The 17,172-nt window shown below is 60.0% G+C and carries 15 protein-coding genes and 2 pseudogenes; 8 read left to right on the top strand and 9 right to left on the bottom strand.

Going from position 1 to position 17,172, the window contains the following annotated elements; translation table 11 throughout:
• Positions 1-573: 573 nt before the first annotated feature.
• Together AC1ECN_RS14730 and AC1ECN_RS14725 are read right to left on the bottom strand one after the other, a co-directional pair.
• Positions 574-1,761, bottom strand: coding sequence for an IS91 family transposase (locus AC1ECN_RS14730; RefSeq protein ID WP_477953377.1), 1,188 nt, complete (start codon positions 1,759-1,761; stop codon positions 574-576).
• A 3-nt stretch (positions 1,762-1,764) separates the two neighbouring features.
• The gene (locus tag AC1ECN_RS14725) at positions 1,765-2,670 is read right to left on the bottom strand and encodes a tyrosine-type recombinase/integrase (RefSeq protein WP_477953375.1); all 906 of its coding nucleotides are present in this window, start codon (positions 2,668-2,670) and stop codon (positions 1,765-1,767) included.
• A 213-nt stretch (positions 2,671-2,883) separates the two neighbouring features.
• Here AC1ECN_RS14725 and AC1ECN_RS14720 point away from each other — a divergent pair, with 213 nt between their 5' ends.
• Positions 2,884-3,174, top strand: a complete 291-nt coding sequence (locus AC1ECN_RS14720; RefSeq protein WP_018496360.1) for a type II toxin-antitoxin system Phd/YefM family antitoxin — start codon at positions 2,884-2,886, stop codon at positions 3,172-3,174.
• Positions 3,175-3,270: 96 nt separating this feature from the next.
• A pseudogene (locus AC1ECN_RS14715) lies at positions 3,271-3,779 on the top strand (tyrosine-type recombinase/integrase); the annotation flags it as partial.
• A 171-nt stretch (positions 3,780-3,950) separates the two neighbouring features.
• Here the strand turns inward: AC1ECN_RS14715 and repC are convergent.
• From repC to AC1ECN_RS14680, 7 genes and pseudogenes are all read right to left on the bottom strand, one after another.
• Positions 3,951-5,258, bottom strand: a complete 1,308-nt coding sequence (gene repC / locus AC1ECN_RS14710) for a plasmid replication protein RepC (protein ID WP_477953373.1) — start codon at positions 5,256-5,258, stop codon at positions 3,951-3,953.
• A gap of 199 nt (positions 5,259-5,457) precedes the next feature.
• Complete coding sequence (repB, locus tag AC1ECN_RS14705; RefSeq protein ID WP_018071683.1) at positions 5,458-6,447, bottom strand: plasmid partitioning protein RepB; 990 nt, start codon at positions 6,445-6,447, stop codon at positions 5,458-5,460.
• Entirely contained in the window at positions 6,444-7,661 is a 1,218-nt protein-coding gene (gene repA, locus AC1ECN_RS14700) for a plasmid partitioning protein RepA (protein WP_018071682.1), read from the bottom strand. The genes repB and repA overlap by 4 nt, the downstream gene beginning before the upstream one ends.
• Positions 7,662-7,901: 240 nt before the next feature.
• On the bottom strand, positions 7,902-8,078 hold the full coding sequence (locus AC1ECN_RS14695) for a hypothetical protein (RefSeq protein WP_165411056.1): 177 nt from the start codon (positions 8,076-8,078) through the stop codon (positions 7,902-7,904).
• Positions 8,079-8,603: 525 nt separating this feature from the next.
• Complete coding sequence (locus AC1ECN_RS14690; RefSeq protein ID WP_477953369.1) at positions 8,604-8,921, bottom strand: hypothetical protein; 318 nt, start codon at positions 8,919-8,921, stop codon at positions 8,604-8,606.
• A 493-nt stretch (positions 8,922-9,414) separates the two neighbouring features.
• A pseudogene (locus AC1ECN_RS14685) lies at positions 9,415-9,573 on the bottom strand (IS66 family transposase); the annotation flags it as partial.
• Positions 9,574-9,864: 291 nt separating this feature from the next.
• Positions 9,865-10,950 (bottom strand): ROK family protein, encoded by a 1,086-nt coding sequence (locus AC1ECN_RS14680; RefSeq protein ID WP_018070614.1) that lies wholly within the window; start codon positions 10,948-10,950, stop codon positions 9,865-9,867.
• A 124-nt stretch (positions 10,951-11,074) separates the two neighbouring features.
• Between AC1ECN_RS14680 and otsB the strand changes: the two genes are divergently transcribed.
• The 6 genes from otsB to AC1ECN_RS14650 all read left to right on the top strand — a co-directional run bounded on the left by otsB (position 11,075) and on the right by AC1ECN_RS14650 (position 17,139).
• A complete protein-coding gene (gene otsB, locus AC1ECN_RS14675) occupies positions 11,075-11,854 on the top strand; it encodes a trehalose-phosphatase (RefSeq protein WP_018070615.1) in 780 nt (259 codons plus the stop codon).
• A 200-nt stretch (positions 11,855-12,054) separates the two neighbouring features.
• The gene (locus tag AC1ECN_RS14670) at positions 12,055-12,939 is read left to right on the top strand and encodes a helix-turn-helix domain-containing protein (protein WP_018070616.1); all 885 of its coding nucleotides are present in this window, start codon (positions 12,055-12,057) and stop codon (positions 12,937-12,939) included.
• Between the two features lie 221 nt (positions 12,940-13,160).
• Positions 13,161-14,234 (top strand): ABC transporter substrate-binding protein, encoded by a 1,074-nt coding sequence (locus tag AC1ECN_RS14665; RefSeq protein WP_477953366.1) that lies wholly within the window; start codon positions 13,161-13,163, stop codon positions 14,232-14,234.
• Between the two features lie 72 nt (positions 14,235-14,306).
• Positions 14,307-15,128, top strand: coding sequence for an ATP-binding cassette domain-containing protein (locus AC1ECN_RS14660; RefSeq protein WP_018070618.1), 822 nt, complete (start codon positions 14,307-14,309; stop codon positions 15,126-15,128).
• Positions 15,125-16,384 (top strand): sugar ABC transporter permease, encoded by a 1,260-nt coding sequence (locus AC1ECN_RS14655; protein WP_130658029.1) that lies wholly within the window; start codon positions 15,125-15,127, stop codon positions 16,382-16,384. Before AC1ECN_RS14660 ends, AC1ECN_RS14655 begins: the two co-directional genes overlap by 4 nt.
• A gap of 26 nt (positions 16,385-16,410) precedes the next feature.
• Positions 16,411-17,139, top strand: a complete 729-nt coding sequence (locus AC1ECN_RS14650) for an SDR family oxidoreductase (protein WP_018070620.1) — start codon at positions 16,411-16,413, stop codon at positions 17,137-17,139.
• The last annotated feature ends 33 nt before the right edge of the window (positions 17,140-17,172 follow it).

The raw sequence follows: 17,172 nt of genomic DNA, 5'->3' as shown, positions 1-17,172 counted from the left end.
GAAGATCACCCCATCCCGTCTCTCCCGGCCACCATCCTTGCCCGGGCTTAAACGCTGGAGCCACCAACGGTCATCAGCGCTCGACGCTTCTGCCTGCCAAACCGGCAGCGCCATCGAATCTGCCCCACTTACCCCCGCGAGAGTCCAAGATGCACAGTTTGGTTGGATCTTAATGCCTTGAAATCATGGTAAACACGCCATTAACCAGAAGCGATATCCGCCTTAGCTTCCGCCATGGCCGCGAATTTTAGACGAGACGCTCACTTCCGATAAGGTTTAGGGTTTCGGGTGCCGTCAGGCGTACGAAAGCCTCTCATGCAGGAACCCGCGGTCCGCACACTCCGGTCTATGGGGTTTTGTGTTTCAGGGCGGCCCAGGGGCACTCAATCACAGCAGCGTCCGTAGGACCAAGCGCGTTGAAGAAGGCGTCTGCAGGCGTGATCGCAGAGATTTTCGCAGAGACTCCGAGAGAGTTTTCAAGACTGAGAGTTATCGCCACTCCACTTGGCGCAAGCCATCCCGTTGGCCGACGTTGATGTGAGGTGGCCACATGAATGAACAGGCTATGCCGGGTCATGAAGCGTTCTCCCGGTTCGTTGCCGCCGTGTCTGGCGGCCCGCGCGGCTGTCGCCACCGTTCGAATACGTCAATGATGATCATGCGTCCGCCACAGCAGGGACATGACGGGCGAAAGTCGGTCTGTTCGTCCGCTGCGTCGTGACAGGGAGCGACGTTCAGGAGTTCGCGCGCGCGTGCGATGCTGCTCGTGCGGGAGCCGCCGGCGAGCAGGCCGTAGTGACGAATGCGATGGAAGCCGCGCGGCAGGACATGGAGGAGGAAGCGGCGGATGAACTCGTCGGTGGTGAGCGTCATGATCTGCTGCCGGTCCGCTCCATCGCGGCGGTAGTCCTTGTAGCGGAAGGTTACGCCGCTCTGGTCGAAGCTGATGAGGCGGCTATTCGATATTGCGACCCTATGAGTGTAGCGCGACAGATAGGCGAGCACCGCTTCCGGGCCGGCGAAGGGTGGCTTGGCGTAAACGACCCAGCGCGTCTTGCGGACCGGCGACAGGTGACGCACGAATGCCCGGCGATCAGCCAAATGTGCTGCCGATCCGAAGAAGGCAAGCCGGCCGGCGTCGTGGAGCTGGAGGAGCCGAGTGAGGAACAGGCGGCGGAACAGCTTGCCCAGCACACGCACCGGCAGAAGGAACGCAGCACGCGACGAGATCCATCGTTTCCCGTCGAGGGCAATGCCGCCGCCCGGCACAATCATGTGAACATGGGGATGATGCATCATTGCCGAGCCCCATGTATGCAGGACAGCCGTGATGCCGATGCGTGCGCCGAGATGCTTCAGGTCGGCAGCGATCGTCAGCATCGTTTCCGATGCGGCCTTGAACAGCAGGTCATAGACCAGCGCCTTGTTTTGGAATGCGATGTCGGCGACCCCGGCGGGCAGTGTGAAGACGACATGGAAGTATCCCACCGGCAGCAAGTCGGCTTCTCTTTCAGCGAGCCAGGTGCGTGCGGCAGCACCCTGGCACTTCGGACAATGCCGGTTGCGGCAGGAATTGTAGGCGATGCGCCATTGGCCGCAATCCTCGCAGGCCTCGACATGTCCGCCCAATGCAGCGGTGCGGCAGTGCTCGATCGCGGACATCACCTTGAGCTGGGCTAAGCTGAGATGTCCTTCATGGGCTGCCCTGTAGGCGGGTCCGGCGAAACGGAAGATATCGGCGACCTCTATCGAGGTGCGCACGGCTCAGCCGTCGGGCGTCTTGCCTTCCATCAGCGCCATCAGCCGGTCAAGCGGCCCCGCGACCGCGTGGATCGTCCGGGTCGAGACCTTGGCATAGAGCGCGGTTGTCTCAAGCTTGCTGTGTCCGAGCAGAACCTGGATGACCCTGATATCGGTGCCGTCCTCCAGAAGGTGGGTGGCGAAGCTGTGCCTTAATGTATGCGGGCTGACGCGCTTGCGGATGCCGGCAACCTCGGCTGCTTCCTGCACCGCGCGATGCAGTTGCCGCGACGAGATCGGATCGGTGCAACTGCGCCCCGGAAACAGCCAGCCATGGGGTAACATGACGCCGCGCCGCTTTCCTTCGCGCCACCACAGTCGCAGCAGTTCCAGGAGTTGCGGCGAGAGCATGGCGTTGCGGTCCTTGCGCCCTTTGCCCTGTTCAACGCGTATCAGCATGCGTGTCGAGTCGATATCGTCGACCTTGAGGTGCGCAACCTCGGAGACGCGCAAGCCCGCGCCATAGGCAACGCCGAGCGCCGCTTTATATTTGATGCCTGGTGCCGCCTCGAGCAGCAGTGCGGCTTCCTCCACGCTCAGCACCTCGGGCAGCTTGCGCGGATTGCGGGTTATCACCAGCGCTCGCGCCATATCCCGCCGCCTCAGTGTCACCGTGAACAGAAAGCGCAGCGCCGAGACTGTGCTATTGATCGTCGCCGGGCCTACACCGTTCTCTTGCTGATACAACTGGAAGCGCCGTATGTCTTCGGCCGTCGCGGTGTCGGGCGTGCGCCCAAGAAAAGCGGCGAAGCGCCGGACATGACGAATGTAGTCATGCTGCGTATGGGTTCCCAAACCCCGCATCACCATGTCTTGTTGCATGCGCTGGCGAAGCGGTGTGATCGGGGCATCGTTTGAAAAGCTGGCCATGGAAAGTTCCTCTCGTTGAAGGGAACTCAATCGTCTGGCAACAGCCTCTGCCTGCCTAGAACTTCAGATAATCACACCAACCTCACCGCGCGCACCCTCCCGCGAAGCGGGTTCGTGCATGTACCCCTTATCGGAAGTGATGCGTACACAGCTGTTGGACGGCCGCTTTGGCGATGGTATCGTGCTTTACGCCAGAAAATCCCGGACGTCTCGATGGCCCACACGATCTATATGATCAGCGACGCGCGCAAGACTTTCGCAACGGCGCTCGAACGTGCCAACCAGGGCGAGGAAATCATCATCATGCGCGGCAATGAGATCTATGGCCGCATTGGCCCGGCCGATGACGGAAAACGCCCATACGGCCTGCTGCGCCAGCGCGGCCTGCCGGACGATCTGTTCGACGAGGTCGATCCAGAACAGGCGGCAATCGACGCCGGCGACTGGAATGACGACATCGGTGTCTGGCGGCGCAGGCCAGCCGACCGCGAGCCCAAGGCATGAAGGTTTTGCTCGACAGCCAAGCCGTCTAGTGCCGGACAATCGGCAGCGACCGGTTGTCCGGCATGGCCCGGTCGCTGATCGAGGACAAGACCAACAGCGTCCTCGCCAGGCGGCCGCCGGYGYAGCGAAGTGGCCAGTTTGCGCAGCGAGCAGTTGACGATCAAAGCCGCCAGTCACGAGTGAGGGCGACATCCCCTCCCTGTCGATCCATCTCGGCCGCACCAAGAATTCCAGCACCAGCCATGACGACGTCGTCTATCTCACAGGCGCGACCCGTGGAGGCGCTGCACGCCTCGATATCGTCAGCCAAGATTGACAGCGGCAGTGTGTTTCGTGGGATCGATCGCCGGGGCAATGTATCCCGTCGGGCGCTCGACCCAAAAGCGGTCAACGATATYGTCAAGCGGCGGGTGGCAGAGGCTGGGCTGGAGCCTGGGGAGTTTTCGGCGCACGGACTACGCTCCGGTTATCTGACCGAGGCTGCTAACCGCAGGATCCCTCTTCTTGAGGCGATGGAGCAATCCCGCCTCCGCTCAGTTCAACAGGCCTCCAGCTATTATAACAATGCCGATCGGCGAAAGGGGCCCGCTGCACGCCTGTTCTGAAGCTTGCACCACTTTGCGACGGTAGCTACCTGCGAAAACGAAACCTCGCAACCATACGATCCGCAAAACCAAAGACTCCTTTCGAAGGCTTTCGCGCCAGAGCTTTTGGTAGCAGCCTGCAGACTTTTGCCCGAGCTTAGCTACCGGCGCCGCCCGCCCGGAGCCCAAGGCCTATCCAACTTTTCGCCCGGCTGGCGCATTTGCCCGCAGAAGCGCCATCAGCATCGGGCCGATCGCGAATTCGCCCTTTTCGCTTCGCCGCGTCAGGCCACGAAGATAGCCCCCGGCCGAATTAATGTGGCCGCCTCGCTCCAGGATGCATGCCATCACGGTCGCGGCGTTTTCCGGACCCATCACATTGGCGGCCTCTTCGTAGGCCGATGGACTGACGCCCAGCATCGATCGAACGATGACGGCTGCGGCCATCAGATCGCGCCAGTTGCGGATCGCGCCATCTGGCCCATAGGCAAGGATTTCCGGGCAGGCCTGCAGAACCAGGCCGAGTGGGAAGGATTTCAGCCCGCCACCATCATTGCGGACCCCTGGCCGTCGACTTTGCTCTTCCTCCTTCTGCGCGAAGGGATGGCCTGTCTCACCCCTTCCCTTCGCGACCGTCACGGACCCCCGGTCGTTGTCTGGCTCAGCTGTCGCGCCCTGCTTCGGTTCGAAGCTTGGTTCAAATTCAGAGGTAGATTCGGGATTTGAATTCTGTATGTGACGCTCGATATAATCGGCATTGCCGCGCTGTTTTGTTGATTTAACCTGAATTTCCAGCTGGTTAAGAATATTTGTCCGCAGGCCCGTCAATTCATCCAGCAACAGTTCGAGCTGTGCTGTCGTCGGCGATCGCGGCAGGCCTTCGATCAGATCTCTAAATTCGCTGTAGAGGCCTTGCCAATCCCCAGGGATGTCTTCTTCAACKGCCGCTTCGATCAGTTTTGCAATGTCACGGCGGCAAAGAGTGATGCGTTCACGCAGACGCTGGACATGCAGCCGCTCAGCCATCACCGCGGCCGCGAGCTGTTCGATCTCCTCGGCACGGGCAAGCAATGGCGCCAGCGAGAAGCCGAACGCCTCGTCGACCTCCCCTGCCCTGTCCCTGCGGACGTAACGCTTGCCGTTGGGGCTGTCCTTGCGCAGCAGAAGACCTGCGTCGACGAGCGCGGCGAGATGACGCCGCACCGTTTGTTCGGCCATGCCATGCGTTCTGAGCGAAAGCTGGATATTCGACGGGAAGACGATCAGACCGTTTCCCTGGGCCAGCTCGTTCTTCGGATAAAAGCTCAAAAGAGCGTTGAGCACGGCAAGCGCCCGATCGCCAATGCCGAGCAGCGGCTTTGCTTCGCACAGCGCGCGAAACAATTTCCACTTATCGACCGACTGATCCGGTTTGATCTCCCCGGCCATGACCTGGCTTGCGAGCATGCCAAGCGTCATCGACCGCCGCCCGAAGGGCGTCGTTACACTTCCGGTTTCCATACCTTCCACCTCAACGAGGCAAAAGAAATCCGCTCACCAAAACGGCGCCAAAAACTCTTGACAGCGATTCTCGGAAGTGCGATTCTCGGAGGTGTTCAGGACTACGAGGAAAGCTTCCGTGACGGTGACGTTCGGGGGCTTTTTTCTTTTGCGCGTTAACTCCTATCCGAATTGTCAGCTGACAACCGGTCTAATTGCCTCATTTTCCTTCATTTTCCTCTTCAAACTCGGCGGCGAGGCCTATCAACCGCTGAGCCAGGAATTCCGAAAACGCCGCCGATTTGACGGTGATGCGAAAGGTTTTGCCGGAGCGGGCCACCAAAGCAAGCGGCGCGCCGCCCTGGGTCCGGAGCGTCTGCTCGGCCCGCTGAGGTGCACTCTTCTCCTCTACCGCCTTCCAGATGACATCGAAGCGGCTGTTGGTCTCCAACGTCACGAAACCAGCAGCTCTGATGGCAGCCTGCGCCTTTTTCTGCCCGCCCGTCTCCCTGAATTTCTCGGCAAACGCCAACCAGCGCGGGCGTCCGACCTTGGGGGCCGGCCCGATGGCGAGAATGATCTCGGGATCGATCGTCTGAGCCACCTGCAGGAGCCTTGACGTTTCCGGCTTGTCTGTCGCCAGCGCCTTGGCAATCATGTCACGGCTGAAGCCATGCTCGTCCATGCGGCGTGCAAACAGTGCCCGCTCGATAAAACTCAAGTCGACACGGGGGCCGTTCTCCTGGCCCTGTGCAAGGATCAGCTCTTCATCTGTGAGCTTTCGTACAACGGCCTTAACAGGAACCCCGATCTCAGCGGCCGCCCGCAGGCGCCTGTGGCCATAGGCGGCCTGGTAGTGCCCGGCCCTTGCCGGGTCCGGCCGCACCAGAATTGGAACCTGCTGTCCGCTTTCCTGGATGGACTGCTTCAATCGCTCGAACTCGGCATCCTTGTCGACCGGGATACGGTCGCGGATGAAGGACATTTCGACGGCAGCCGGATCGATCTCCAGCACCTTGTCGCCGGAGGCCAGCGATTCGCGTAGCGCCTTGGCGGCGGCTGCTTCCTCTCCCAGCCGTCCAAGCGACAGGTTCATCGCCTTGACAGCTCCCGATGGCCGATGCGGCTGTTGCACGCTTGGCACCTCCGGTCGTGTCGGCTCGACGGCGCCGACCATGCTCTTCAGGATGTCGCGTCCTTTTGGGCTCATGTCCTGCTCCATGCGCTGCGAATGAGTTGCTCGACCTCGGCATTGACGCTGTCGACGGATTCAACGCCGCGGTCATAGGTCTGGCGATGCATCGTCTCGCGTCCAGCCTCGTAAATTGTCTGCTTCGACAGGCCCGCATCCGAGACCGCTGTCGACTTGACCATCATCGATGTCAGCACGCGCTCGCCGAACAGACTGCGCAGGAAGGCGACGATCTGCGCCTGCGGTCCATCATTGGACTCATAACGGGTGATCAGATAGCGCATCCAATCATAATCGAGATTGCCGCCTGCCTGCTTGACCACAGCCAGAAGGTCGGAGGTCATCGTCAGGAACTGGTTCATCGACGCCACGTCGAGCATCTGCGGATGGACGGTGATGAGAACCGAGGTGGCAGCGCAGAGAGCAGACAGCGTCAGAAAGCCGAGCGTCGGCGGGCAATCGATGATGACGACATCGTAGCTCTGCTCCAGCGAATGCAGCGCATTGCCGACCCGCATRAAGAACATGTCCTTGTCGTCGCGGTTGGTGTCGGCGAGCGCCTTTGGGGTATCGTGTTCGAACTCGTGCAGTTCGAGATTGCCGGGAATGAGATCGAGGCCCGGAAAATAGGTCTGGCGAACAATGTCGGCTACGTCGCGGCGCGTTTCGTCATATTTGATGGCACCGTAAAGCGTCTCGTTTTCGCCGACGTCGAATTCGGGCTGATATCCGAGCATCGCCGACATCGATGCCTGCGGATCGAGATCGACGGCGAGCACGCGGTAGCCGCGAAGGGCCAGGAACTGCGCCAGGTGGATTGATGTCGTCGTTTTGCCGGAGCCACCTTTGAAATTGGTGACGGCGATGACCTGGAGATGGTCGCCCGGTCGGCGCATCGGCAGATAGGAGGGTTTGGTGCGCCCGAGATGGTGGCGCATTGCATGGATTTCCTCAAGCGAGAACACTCGTCGACCGGCGGCAGTCTTTTCCGGATTGATGCTTTCCACCTGGGCGGCGAGGTGGCGAACATAGCTGTCGGTCACGCCGAGCAGCTTGGCAGTCTCGGTGCTGCTGAACCGCCTTAGCGATTTGCGGGCGTCGGGCGAAAATAACCGCTCGAACAGCACCTGCAATTGACTGCTGAGCATCGTCGAGTCCTGTGCGATCGTCTCGTCGATCGAGACTCGCGTCGCTCTCTTGGCTTTCTCAACAATCGCGGCCTTGGTCGGCATTCACGCAAATCCTGATAAATTGGGTCATTTTGCGCAAATGATCGTGAGTCTGCCGATTCCGTCAAGCGAATTCTTGGTTATCCAGTGGTTAACAACCCGGATTCGACGAAAAAATCATGTGGAATTCCGGAATCTTAGCTCAATTGTCAGCTGACAATGGCGGTCGTGTCCGAATCCATAAAGCCAGCCCTAAAGTATCGAGGCACATTTTCGACCCGACTCAGCGTCGTTGCCGGCTGATCATTTATAAGCGGGCGAACGGTAAATGTTTTCGGTTTCCAGCCCACGGACGGGTTCATTGCCAGAAGGCTTGTCACTTCCATCCTGAGTTTCAGAATCGCGGCGCGACGGGGCGAGGCCCAGCATTTGTTCGAGACGACCAGCATTGAGCGGAGCGCTTATTCCCTTGAAGTTCATGATCCATCTTTCGTCTGCGCATGGATTGCGTAAAGCGCAGAGATAAGCGCAATTTTAACCCGCCGAGAACAGGCCAGCGGTGTTATCACCACCTTTTCCGACGCGAAGCAGGAAGTGGAGGGGAGGGGAGGGGAGGGCCTCTATCTTCCAAACGCCGCCCCAAAATGCGGCAGCGACGCTAGACGTCCCGGATCACTTCTGTGCACAGAGATCAAAGAGGGGCCCGCAGAGACGAGCCCGACACACGAAAGGCCGCATCTGCGCAGACACCGGCGAACCGACACTGTCTCGGATCATGCGTCATCGCCAGAATTCCGAAATGCCGGCTGCGGGCCTTACTACAGGCGAAGCTGCTGTCCGCTATCGGGGGAGGGGACCTCTAACCCGAACTTTCTCGTCGATCTAAGTCGCCTGAATGTTGGGGCAGAGGCATTGGAGGGGTAGCGTTTCGTTTGCCCGGAGGTCCGATTTGGCCAGGCCATGACATCAGTCCAACCCCATGCCGGCAGCTGAGGGCTAGCAGGGTTATCGACATCCTCGGGCGTCATGACCGTAACCGGCGCTTTGGTCACACCTCGGAGGTTTTGGCCACTGGTGGAAGACAATTTGCCACGCGTCGTCGTTTTTCCGCCAGCGTGTCGTTCTGCGAGTTCGGCGATCCGGCTGCTGCAAAATGTAGTTGAGTTGGTAGAGGCCTTCAGCAAGCTGGCGGATCGAGAATTCGGAGCATGACCAGCCTTCAGGTTCCGGCTTTTTGTAACACTCCAAAAGGTTCTCTATGACGAATTCGCGGTCGTAGGCTTTACCGCTTGCGCCGATCTCCCAAAAATCATCGGCCGTCATTTTGAGAAGGTCTCCGCGGCTGGTGCCAAGCTCTCGATGATGGAAAAGCGGTTCGCGAGCCCTGAGTTCGCCAAGGATTGCATGGAGATCAGGGGTCAGCAGATTCCCTCCTTCAAACGTATATCGACGGCCCATTTCTCTATAGCATCGAGGCTGGTAGAAGATCGTGAACGAGAATGGTGCGGCAGATGCCAAACCTCGATTTGAAGACGTTTTTGCTACCTTCTAGTGGGCAACCGCAAATATGGCAGCCCTGATGGCTCCCTATATTCTGCTATAAGTCCATCCCACGAAGTCCCAAAGCGTGTTCGCGTTCGGCTGGCACTGACAGCTTTTCTGCTCGGTCTCGGTTTTCCTATCATCGCGATGAAGGCTGGCGAACTCCACTTGAAGGGGCCACAATTTCCGTAAGGTATCGGATGATGATCGCTTAGAGCGCCCGCGATTATTGGCGTGACTTGCCATGTCACACCCGATAATTCCGCGGCAGGAGTTAGTTGATCTGGCTCTGCCTATGACCATCGACGATAGGGGCGAGCGTGTTGGTCAGGTAGGCTTGCGGATCGACGGCATTGGGCTTGTACATCTCAATGAGCGAGGCGATGGTTGCCCAGTTCTCCGCTCCCGCGTCATGCCCGGCGAAGAGAGTGTTCTAGGCGAATCAGGTCTCGGCGGTTATGCTCAACAGCGCTGGTTGGATTTTGCATTGGTGTCGCAGACCTTGCCACTGGTGCGATAACCCGGATCCAGCCTGTCTTCCGCAACCAGCACTCTTTCCTAGCGGAACCTATTGGCGAGTTCGCTTCCGCCTGCCGAATTTCTTCTTGTTTACCTGCGGTTTACCATAATCCTCCCCGGCGCCGGCCGAGCCTGCGGCGGTGCGGCGGCGCGGCGGTCGATGCCGCGCCCCGTCAGCGGGCGCTGCATGGGTCAAAGGTCGAGCCTATCGCGCCTTCGTTCCCTCGCGATTGGTGAAACGAGCGTTGCCCAAACCTGTGCCTATGGTCAGCACGGCCCATCTCGACACGTCGTTCATAAAAGGGATCTGCGACAATCCTTGCACGACGGCGTCGTTGTGCATCATCACGAATGTGCTGTCCTCGCCGATCTCAGGAATGGCCTTCATCAGTGCGGCGGGAAGGTTGAAACTGTCGCTCTCCCAGTTTCCGCCCGGAAGGTTCTGTCCACCGCGTTCGATGGAGCCATCGGCTTTGATGATGCCGGGGCATGCGATCCCGATGATAGGCGCCGGCTTGAGATTGGCCTTTTCGGCCTTGCCGATCAGATCGCGCAACATCGCGGCCAACTTCTCGATGGTGGCCGTGCGGCTCGGCTCGTCGTCGGCATGACGCCAGATGGCTGAATCCCAGACGCTCGCATCAGCGAAATTGGGCACGTCGTCCTTTCCGAATTTAACGACGCCGGCGCGAACATTCGTGCCGCCGATATCGACTGCCAGGATCGCCTCATGGCCTTTGAACATCCAGCGCGGCATCAGATGGACCGAGCCGATCAGTCCGGCTTCATCGGGGTGGTGAACGATCGGCACGACTTCGACGTCAACGCCGGCCGCCTTGAGAATAACCATGGTCCTGGCGATCGCCAGCTCGCCAAAGCGGCTCTGCCGGAAGCCGCCGCCAACGACGATGCGTTCCGTCTTGACCCAGCGCTTATCCTTCAGGAACTTTCCGATCACGTCGGCAAAGTCCTGGGCGAAGTCCTCCACCGCCCCCATGACCAAAGCCGCCGCTTCCATATCGTCGCCTTTCAGAAAGGCATCGATCTTCTTCTTGGAAAGCTTCGCTGTCGCGGTCTTGCCGATCGGGTCGTCTCCGACCTTGCGGATGCGTTTTCTCCAATCGTCGAGCTTCTGCTGGAAAGTCTTCTTGTTGGCGTTGTCGCCAACGAAACCATCCTTGTCACGCAGTTCGTTGTTGTAGTCGTCGATCGTCACCAATGGCAGGTTTAACGCGCCATGCGCCAACGGGGCATTGACCTCATCACGGGGCTCGGAACTGCTTTTGGCCATCAATGTACCTTCTACGGCGCGAGTGCTCGAACGGGCGGCGTGATACAACGCGGACTAGCCTCCGTATGTTCCGGAGTCTGAAAGGCCACCTTGTCCTCGTCGGCCGGCGACCTAGCTTCAATGATTGCAGAGTTTGGAGAATGCCGTGCAGGACGACGACGCTACTCAGGAAATGCTTTCACTGGTCTTGGAAGAGCCCGACCACTGGGCGATGTTTCTCGATATCGACGGGACGCTGCTCAATCTTGCGCCCACGCCGGATGCGATCGAGGTCCCAGAAGCGCTTCCGGGACAACTTCATCGCCTGTCGAACAAGCTCGGCGGCGCCTTGGCGCTGGTCACCGGCCGATCACTTTCTTATGCAGACGAGCTGTTCAAACCCTTTGAATTTCCGACGGCAGGCCTTCACGGCGCCGAAATCAGGAACGCGGCAGGAATGCAGACGGTCGAGGCGACAGCTGAGTTTCAGGCACTGAAGCATGCGCTGACCGCGGAAGCCGAGCACTATCCTGGCGTCTTGATCGAGGACAAGGGCGCGGCCGTTGCCGCCCATTACCGGCTGGCGCCCGAATATGAAAAGGTGCTCGAAGACCGCATGCACCATTATGCCGAGCTCGCCGGGCCGAACTGGGCATTGCAGCTCGGCAAGATGGTATTCGAGCTGCGTCCGGCCCGGTCGAGCAAGGGCGATGCGCTGGAGCGGTTCTTCCAGTCCGACCCGTTCAAGAACCGCTGCCCGATTACCATCGGCGATGATCTGACTGACGAGTCGATGTTTGCGATCGCCAATGCGCGTGGTGGCGTTTCCGTGCGCGTCGGCGCGATCGGTGCTCCGAGCTGCGCCACGAGCCGGCTGTCCTCTTCTGCGCTGGTCAGAAACGTGATTGCCGCCTTGGCGGCCTGAGGCACGCCGTTGGGCGATGTGCATGCGGATTGCTGTCGTCTTTACGCCGGCTGCGCAGCGTCAATTGTCAAAAAAGTATCGGTTTTAGCCGGGAATCGTGGTGGCGGGCGTGACATGAGCCCATTACACTCCCCTTCAACAATAAAGCCAAAAAGGGAATTTGGCTGGCGGGCCTGGAACCGTCCTCGGAGGAGGAGACAATGGAACCTGACTTGGAAGTCATTCAGATCCGGCCCGGCGAATCTTTCGCAACGAAGGCGCATGGCTATCCCTACCATACGGTTCGCTGGCATTTTCATCCGGAATACGAACTTCATCTCGTCGTGGCGACAACGGGACGCTATTTCGTCGGCGACTTCATCGGCGAATTCGAACCGGGCAACCTTGTGCTTGCCGGGCCTAATCTTCCCCATAACTGGATCAGCGATGTCCCGAAAGGATCGAGCATTCCACTTCGATGCCAGCTCATCCAGTTCAGCGAGAATTTCATCAGCGGCACGATGAAGGTCCTGGCCGAACTCGGGTCCTTCGATCCGGTTCTTGAAGCCTCGCGGCGCGGCGTGCTCTTCGGCGCCGATACCAGCCGGCAGGTAGCTCCCCTGATGAACGAGGTGCAGCAGGCACACGGTGTGCGTCGTATCGAGCTCTTCATGATGATCGTCGGCCTGCTCAGCCGGGCGCAGGATTCCCAGCTTCTCGCCAGCCCCAGCTATCTGCCCGATCCATCGGGCTACATGTCGGCCGGCATCAACAAGGCGCTCGCCTATATCAGAGAGAACCTGACGAAATCCTTCGACGAAGCTGATCTCGCGGCAATTGCTGACCAATCGACCGGCGCCTTTTCGCGCGCGTTCCGACGCCATACCGGCATGTCGCTGGTACAGTATGTGAAACGCCTGCGCATCAATCTCGCCTGTCAGATCCTGATGAGCGATGACCACGCCTCGATCACCGATATCTGCTTCGAGGTCGGCTTCAACAATCTGTCCAACTTCAACCGACAGTTTCTCGCGGAAAAGGGCATGACGCCTTCGCGTTTCCGGCGGTTGTTGGGCGACAATATCAATGTGGCAAAGGCGGCCTAGAGGAGCCGAACGAGCACGGTCCAAGCGACGAGGGAGGACAAGGAGGAGGAACGAAAACTGACACTGACTTGAACGCTGGCACGCGATGAGCGGCTCGCGATCGGAGATGCTTGTCCTCAAAAACGTCAAACCACCGGGACAGGCGCGACCGTTCATTCAGCCGAACGGCCACAGCAGACAGTGCAATCACGAACCTACACAAATTTTACCAATGGGAGGAGATGGAAATGATGAAATTCTCAACGAAAGCGGCAGGCGCCGCGGTATTTGTCCTGTCCTTGCTGGGTGGTACTTCCGCCTTTGCGCAAACGGCCGTTGCGGATGCGACAGTGGCATTCCTCATGCCCGACCAGGGCTCAACCCGCTACGAGGASCACGATCACCCGGGCTTCGTCGCGGAAATGAAGAAGCTTTGCGCGTCGTGCAAGGTTCTCTATCAGAACGCCGATGCCGATATTGCAAAACAGCAGCAACAGTTCAATTCGGCCATCACGCAAGGCGCCAAGGTCATCGTGCTGGACCCGGTGGATTCGGCGGCGGCCGCATCGCTCGTCCAGCTCGCACAGAGCCAGGGGGTCAAGGTCATTGCCTATGACCGTCCTATCCCGAAGGGCAAGGCCGATTTCTACGTCTCCTTCGATAACAAGGCGATCGGCAAGGCAATTGCGGAATCGCTCGTCCAGCATCTGAAGGCTGAGAACGTGCCGACCGATGGCGGCGGCATCCTGCAGATCAACGGTTCGCCGACTGATGCGGCTGCCGGGCTGATCAAGGACGGTATTCACGAGGGTCTGGCGAGCGGTGGATACAAGACGCTTGCCGAATTCGACACGCCCAACTGGCAGCCCGCCAACGCCCAGCAATGGGCCGGCGGCCAGATCACCCGTTTCGGTAAACAGATCGTCGGCGTGGTCGCCGCCAATGACGGCACCGGTGGCGGCGCCATCGCAGCCTTCAAGGCGGCGGGTGTCGATCCCGTGCCGCCGGTGACCGGCAATGATGCGACGATCGCCGCGCTGCAGCTGATCATATCAGGGGATCAGTACAATACGATCTCGAAGCCCAGCGAAATCGTCGCGGCTGCCGCTGCCGACGTCGCCGTGAAGCTCCTGGCCGGAGAAACGCCGAAGGCCGAAATGACGCTCTACGACACGCCCGCACAGCTCTTTGTACCTGCGGTCGTCACTGCCGAAAACCTCAAGGCCGAGATCATCGACAAGAAGATCAACACCGCCGAGGAGCTGTGCACCGGCCGCTATGCCGACGGCTGCAAGAGGCTCGGCATCACGAAGTAATCGAGCCAAGGGAAAGCGCGGCCGGGCCACCGGTCGCGCTTCCGATCTTCGCTTTTTTCGAAAGGCCAGGCGATGTCTGAAACCTCTCATATTCCTGACCCTTCCCGTCAGCCTGTGCTCAGTCTGCGGGGAATATCGAAGAATTTCGGGGCGGTGTCGGCGCTCACCGATATCGAACTCGACGTGCATGCCGGCGAGGTCGTGGCGCTGGTGGGCGACAACGGCGCCGGCAAATCGACGCTGGTCAAGATCCTGGCCGGCGTGCACCAGCCAAGCTCGGGCACGATCCTGTTTGAGGGCAGGCCGGTGAACCTGCCGAGCCCAAGTGCTGCTCTCGGGCTCGGCATTGCAACGGTGTTCCAGGATTTGGCACTTTGCGAAAATCTCGACGTCGTCGCCAACATCTTTCTCGGCAAGGAGCTCAGCCCCTATCAGCTCGATGAGGTGGCCATGGAGATCCGGGCCTGGCAGCTCTTGAACGAGCTTTCGGCCCGCATTCCAAGTGTGCGCGAGCCCGTCGCCTCGCTTTCCGGCGGACAGCGCCAAACAGTGGCGATCGCTCGATCGCTTCTGCTCGAGCCGAAACTGATCATGCTCGACGAACCCACGGCTGCACTCGGTGTTGCCCAGACCGCTGAAGTGCTTGACCTCATCGAGCGCGTGCGGGAGCGCGGCCTCGCTGTCATCATGATCAGCCACAACATGGAGGATGTGCGCGCCGTTGCCGATCGCATTGTCGTCCTTCGCCTCGGCCGCAACAATGGCACCATGCCGCCTGACGCATCCAACGAGCAGCTCGTCAGCGCCATCACCGGTGCATCCAACAATTCCGTCTCCCGCCGCGCGTCGCGCCGCCAGGCGCAGAGCCAGCAGAACGAGGAGGGCAGGCCATGATGAAGACCATCGAGAATGATCCGGCGGCACCGGCGCTGCTCGACCGGCGTGATGAGAGAGTGCACCATGACGACAGTTTCGGCGGCTCGATCCAGGCCTTTTGGGATCGCATCCGCTCCGGCGATCTCGGTTCACTGCCGGTCATTGTCGGCCTGGCGATCATCTGGACGGTGTTCCAGGCGCTCAATCCGGTGTTTCTCTCCAGCAGCAACCTCGTCAACATGCTGTTCGATTGCTCGACAGTCGGCGTCATCTCGCTGGGTATCGTCTGCATCCTGATGGTGGGTGAGATCGACCTTTCCGTCGGCTCCGTCAGCGGCTTTGCCTCGGCGTTGGTCGGCGTCTTCTGGGTCAATCAGGGTTGGCCAGTGGTCCTGGCAGTCCTCGCCGCCATGATTGTCGGCGCCCTGATCGGCTCGCTCTACGCGTTTGTCTTCAACCGCTTCGGCATGCCGAGTTTCGTGTCCACGCTGTCCGGGCTGCTCGCGGTTCTCGGCCTGCAGCTCTATATCCTCGGAGCGACCGGTTCGATCAATCTTCCCTATGGTTCCTGGCTGGTGAGTTTCGGCCAGATCATGGTCATGCCGGACCCGATCGCCTATCTGCTGGTGGCACTTGCCGGCATTGCCTACTTCGTCGCCAGCTACCGTACGTCGGCGCGCCGGCGGGCGGCCGGACTGTCGGCGAAATCGGCCCGCGGGCTGCTTCTGCGCGCCGTCATCATCACACTCGCCCTGGAAGCTGTCGCATTCTATCTCAACCAGTCGCGCGGCATTCCGTGGATGTTCGGCCTTTTCGTCGGGCTCACCGCCGCCATGAATTATGCGCTGACGCGCACCAAATGGGGGCGCTCGATGCATGCCGTCGGCGGCAACAGGGAAGCAGCGCGCCGCTCGGGCATCAACGTCTCGCGCATCTATACGAGCGCCTTCGTCATGTGCGCTCTGCTTGCGGCAACCGGCGGCGTTCTCTCTGCCGCCCGGCTGGCAACGGCAAGTCAGCAAGCCGGCACCGGCGACGTCAATCTCAACGCCATCGCCGCGGCGGTCATCGGCGGCACGAGCCTGTTCGGGGGGCGCGGCAGTGCCTATTCAGCCCTTCTCGGCATCATCGTCATTCAGTCCATTGCCAGTGGGTTGACGCTTCTCGATCTGTCATCGTCGCTTCGATACATGATCACCGGCGCCGTCCTTGCCGTCGCCGTCATCGTCGACTCGCTGGCACGCCGATCGCGGATCTCCCACGGCCGAGCCTAAACCAACCAGGAAAACAGAGGAAGAAAATGGGACAGGATCTGTCTGGAAAAGTCGCGGCCGTCACCGGAGCGGCGTCKGGTATTGGCCTTGAATGCGCCAAGGCTTTGCTTGTCGCGGGCGCTCGGGTCGTGCTGGTCGACCGAAATGAAGACGCCTTGAAGGAAATCTGCTCGAAACTCGACGCCAACGCCATTCCCTTGGTCATTGATCTCACGGATCCGAAAAGCGTCGCACGGATGATGCCTGAGATTCTGGAAAAAGCCGGCCAGCTGGATATCTTCCATGCCAATGCCGGCTCTTATATCGGCGGCGAAGTGCTGGGCGGAGATCCTGATGCCTGGGACCGGATGCTCAATCTGAACATCAATGCCGCATTCCGTTCGGTGCATGCCGTTCTGCCGCATATGGTCGAGCGCAAGACCGGCGATATCATCCTGACGAGTTCCGTTGCCGGCATGATCCCGGTCGTCTGGGAGCCAATTTACACGGCCTCGAAACATGCGGTCCAGGCATTCGTCCATACGCTGAGGCGGCAGGTGGCCAAGCATGGCTTGCGCGTCGGCGCCGTCGCTCCTGGCCCCGTGGTCACCGCCCTTCTCAGCGATTGGCCGCAGGAGAAGCTGGATGAGGCGCTCGCCGCGGGCGGCCTGATGGAGGCGAACGAAGTGGCAGAAGCGGTCCTCTTCATGCTGACGCGCCCACGCAACATCACGATCCGCGATCTTGTCATTCTGCCGCAAAGCGCCGACATCTGACGAAAGTGCGATCGCCTTCAACAATCGCGGAAC

The sequence above is a fragment of the Rhizobium sp. 01N447_2 genome, from assembly GCF_056399245.1.
This window is presented reverse-complemented; position numbering and strand designations above follow the sequence as displayed.

What these genes read in the sequence shown, in the direction of transcription:
- AC1ECN_RS14680 (WP_018070614.1), bottom strand. Translation starts at nt 10,950, where the DNA reads ATGGCCAAAAGCAGTTCCGAGCCCCGTGATGAGGTCAATGCCCCGTTG.
- AC1ECN_RS14660 (WP_018070618.1), top strand. Translation starts at nt 14,307, where the DNA reads ATGTCTGAAACCTCTCATATTCCTGACCCTTCCCGTCAGCCTGTGCTC.
- AC1ECN_RS14690 (WP_477953369.1), bottom strand. Translation starts at nt 8,921, where the DNA reads ATGACGGCCGATGATTTTTGGGAGATCGGCGCAAGCGGTAAAGCCTAC.
- AC1ECN_RS14720 (WP_018496360.1), top strand. Translation starts at nt 2,884, where the DNA reads ATGGCCCACACGATCTATATGATCAGCGACGCGCGCAAGACTTTCGCA.
- AC1ECN_RS14725 (WP_477953375.1), bottom strand. Translation starts at nt 2,670, where the DNA reads ATGGCCAGCTTTTCAAACGATGCCCCGATCACACCGCTTCGCCAGCGC.
- AC1ECN_RS14670 (WP_018070616.1), top strand. Translation starts at nt 12,055, where the DNA reads ATGGAACCTGACTTGGAAGTCATTCAGATCCGGCCCGGCGAATCTTTC.
- AC1ECN_RS14695 (WP_165411056.1), bottom strand. Translation starts at nt 8,078, where the DNA reads ATGAACTTCAAGGGAATAAGCGCTCCGCTCAATGCTGGTCGTCTCGAA.
- repB (WP_018071683.1), bottom strand. Translation starts at nt 6,447, where the DNA reads ATGAGCCCAAAAGGACGCGACATCCTGAAGAGCATGGTCGGCGCCGTC.
- AC1ECN_RS14655 (WP_130658029.1), top strand. Translation starts at nt 15,125, where the DNA reads ATGATGAAGACCATCGAGAATGATCCGGCGGCACCGGCGCTGCTCGAC.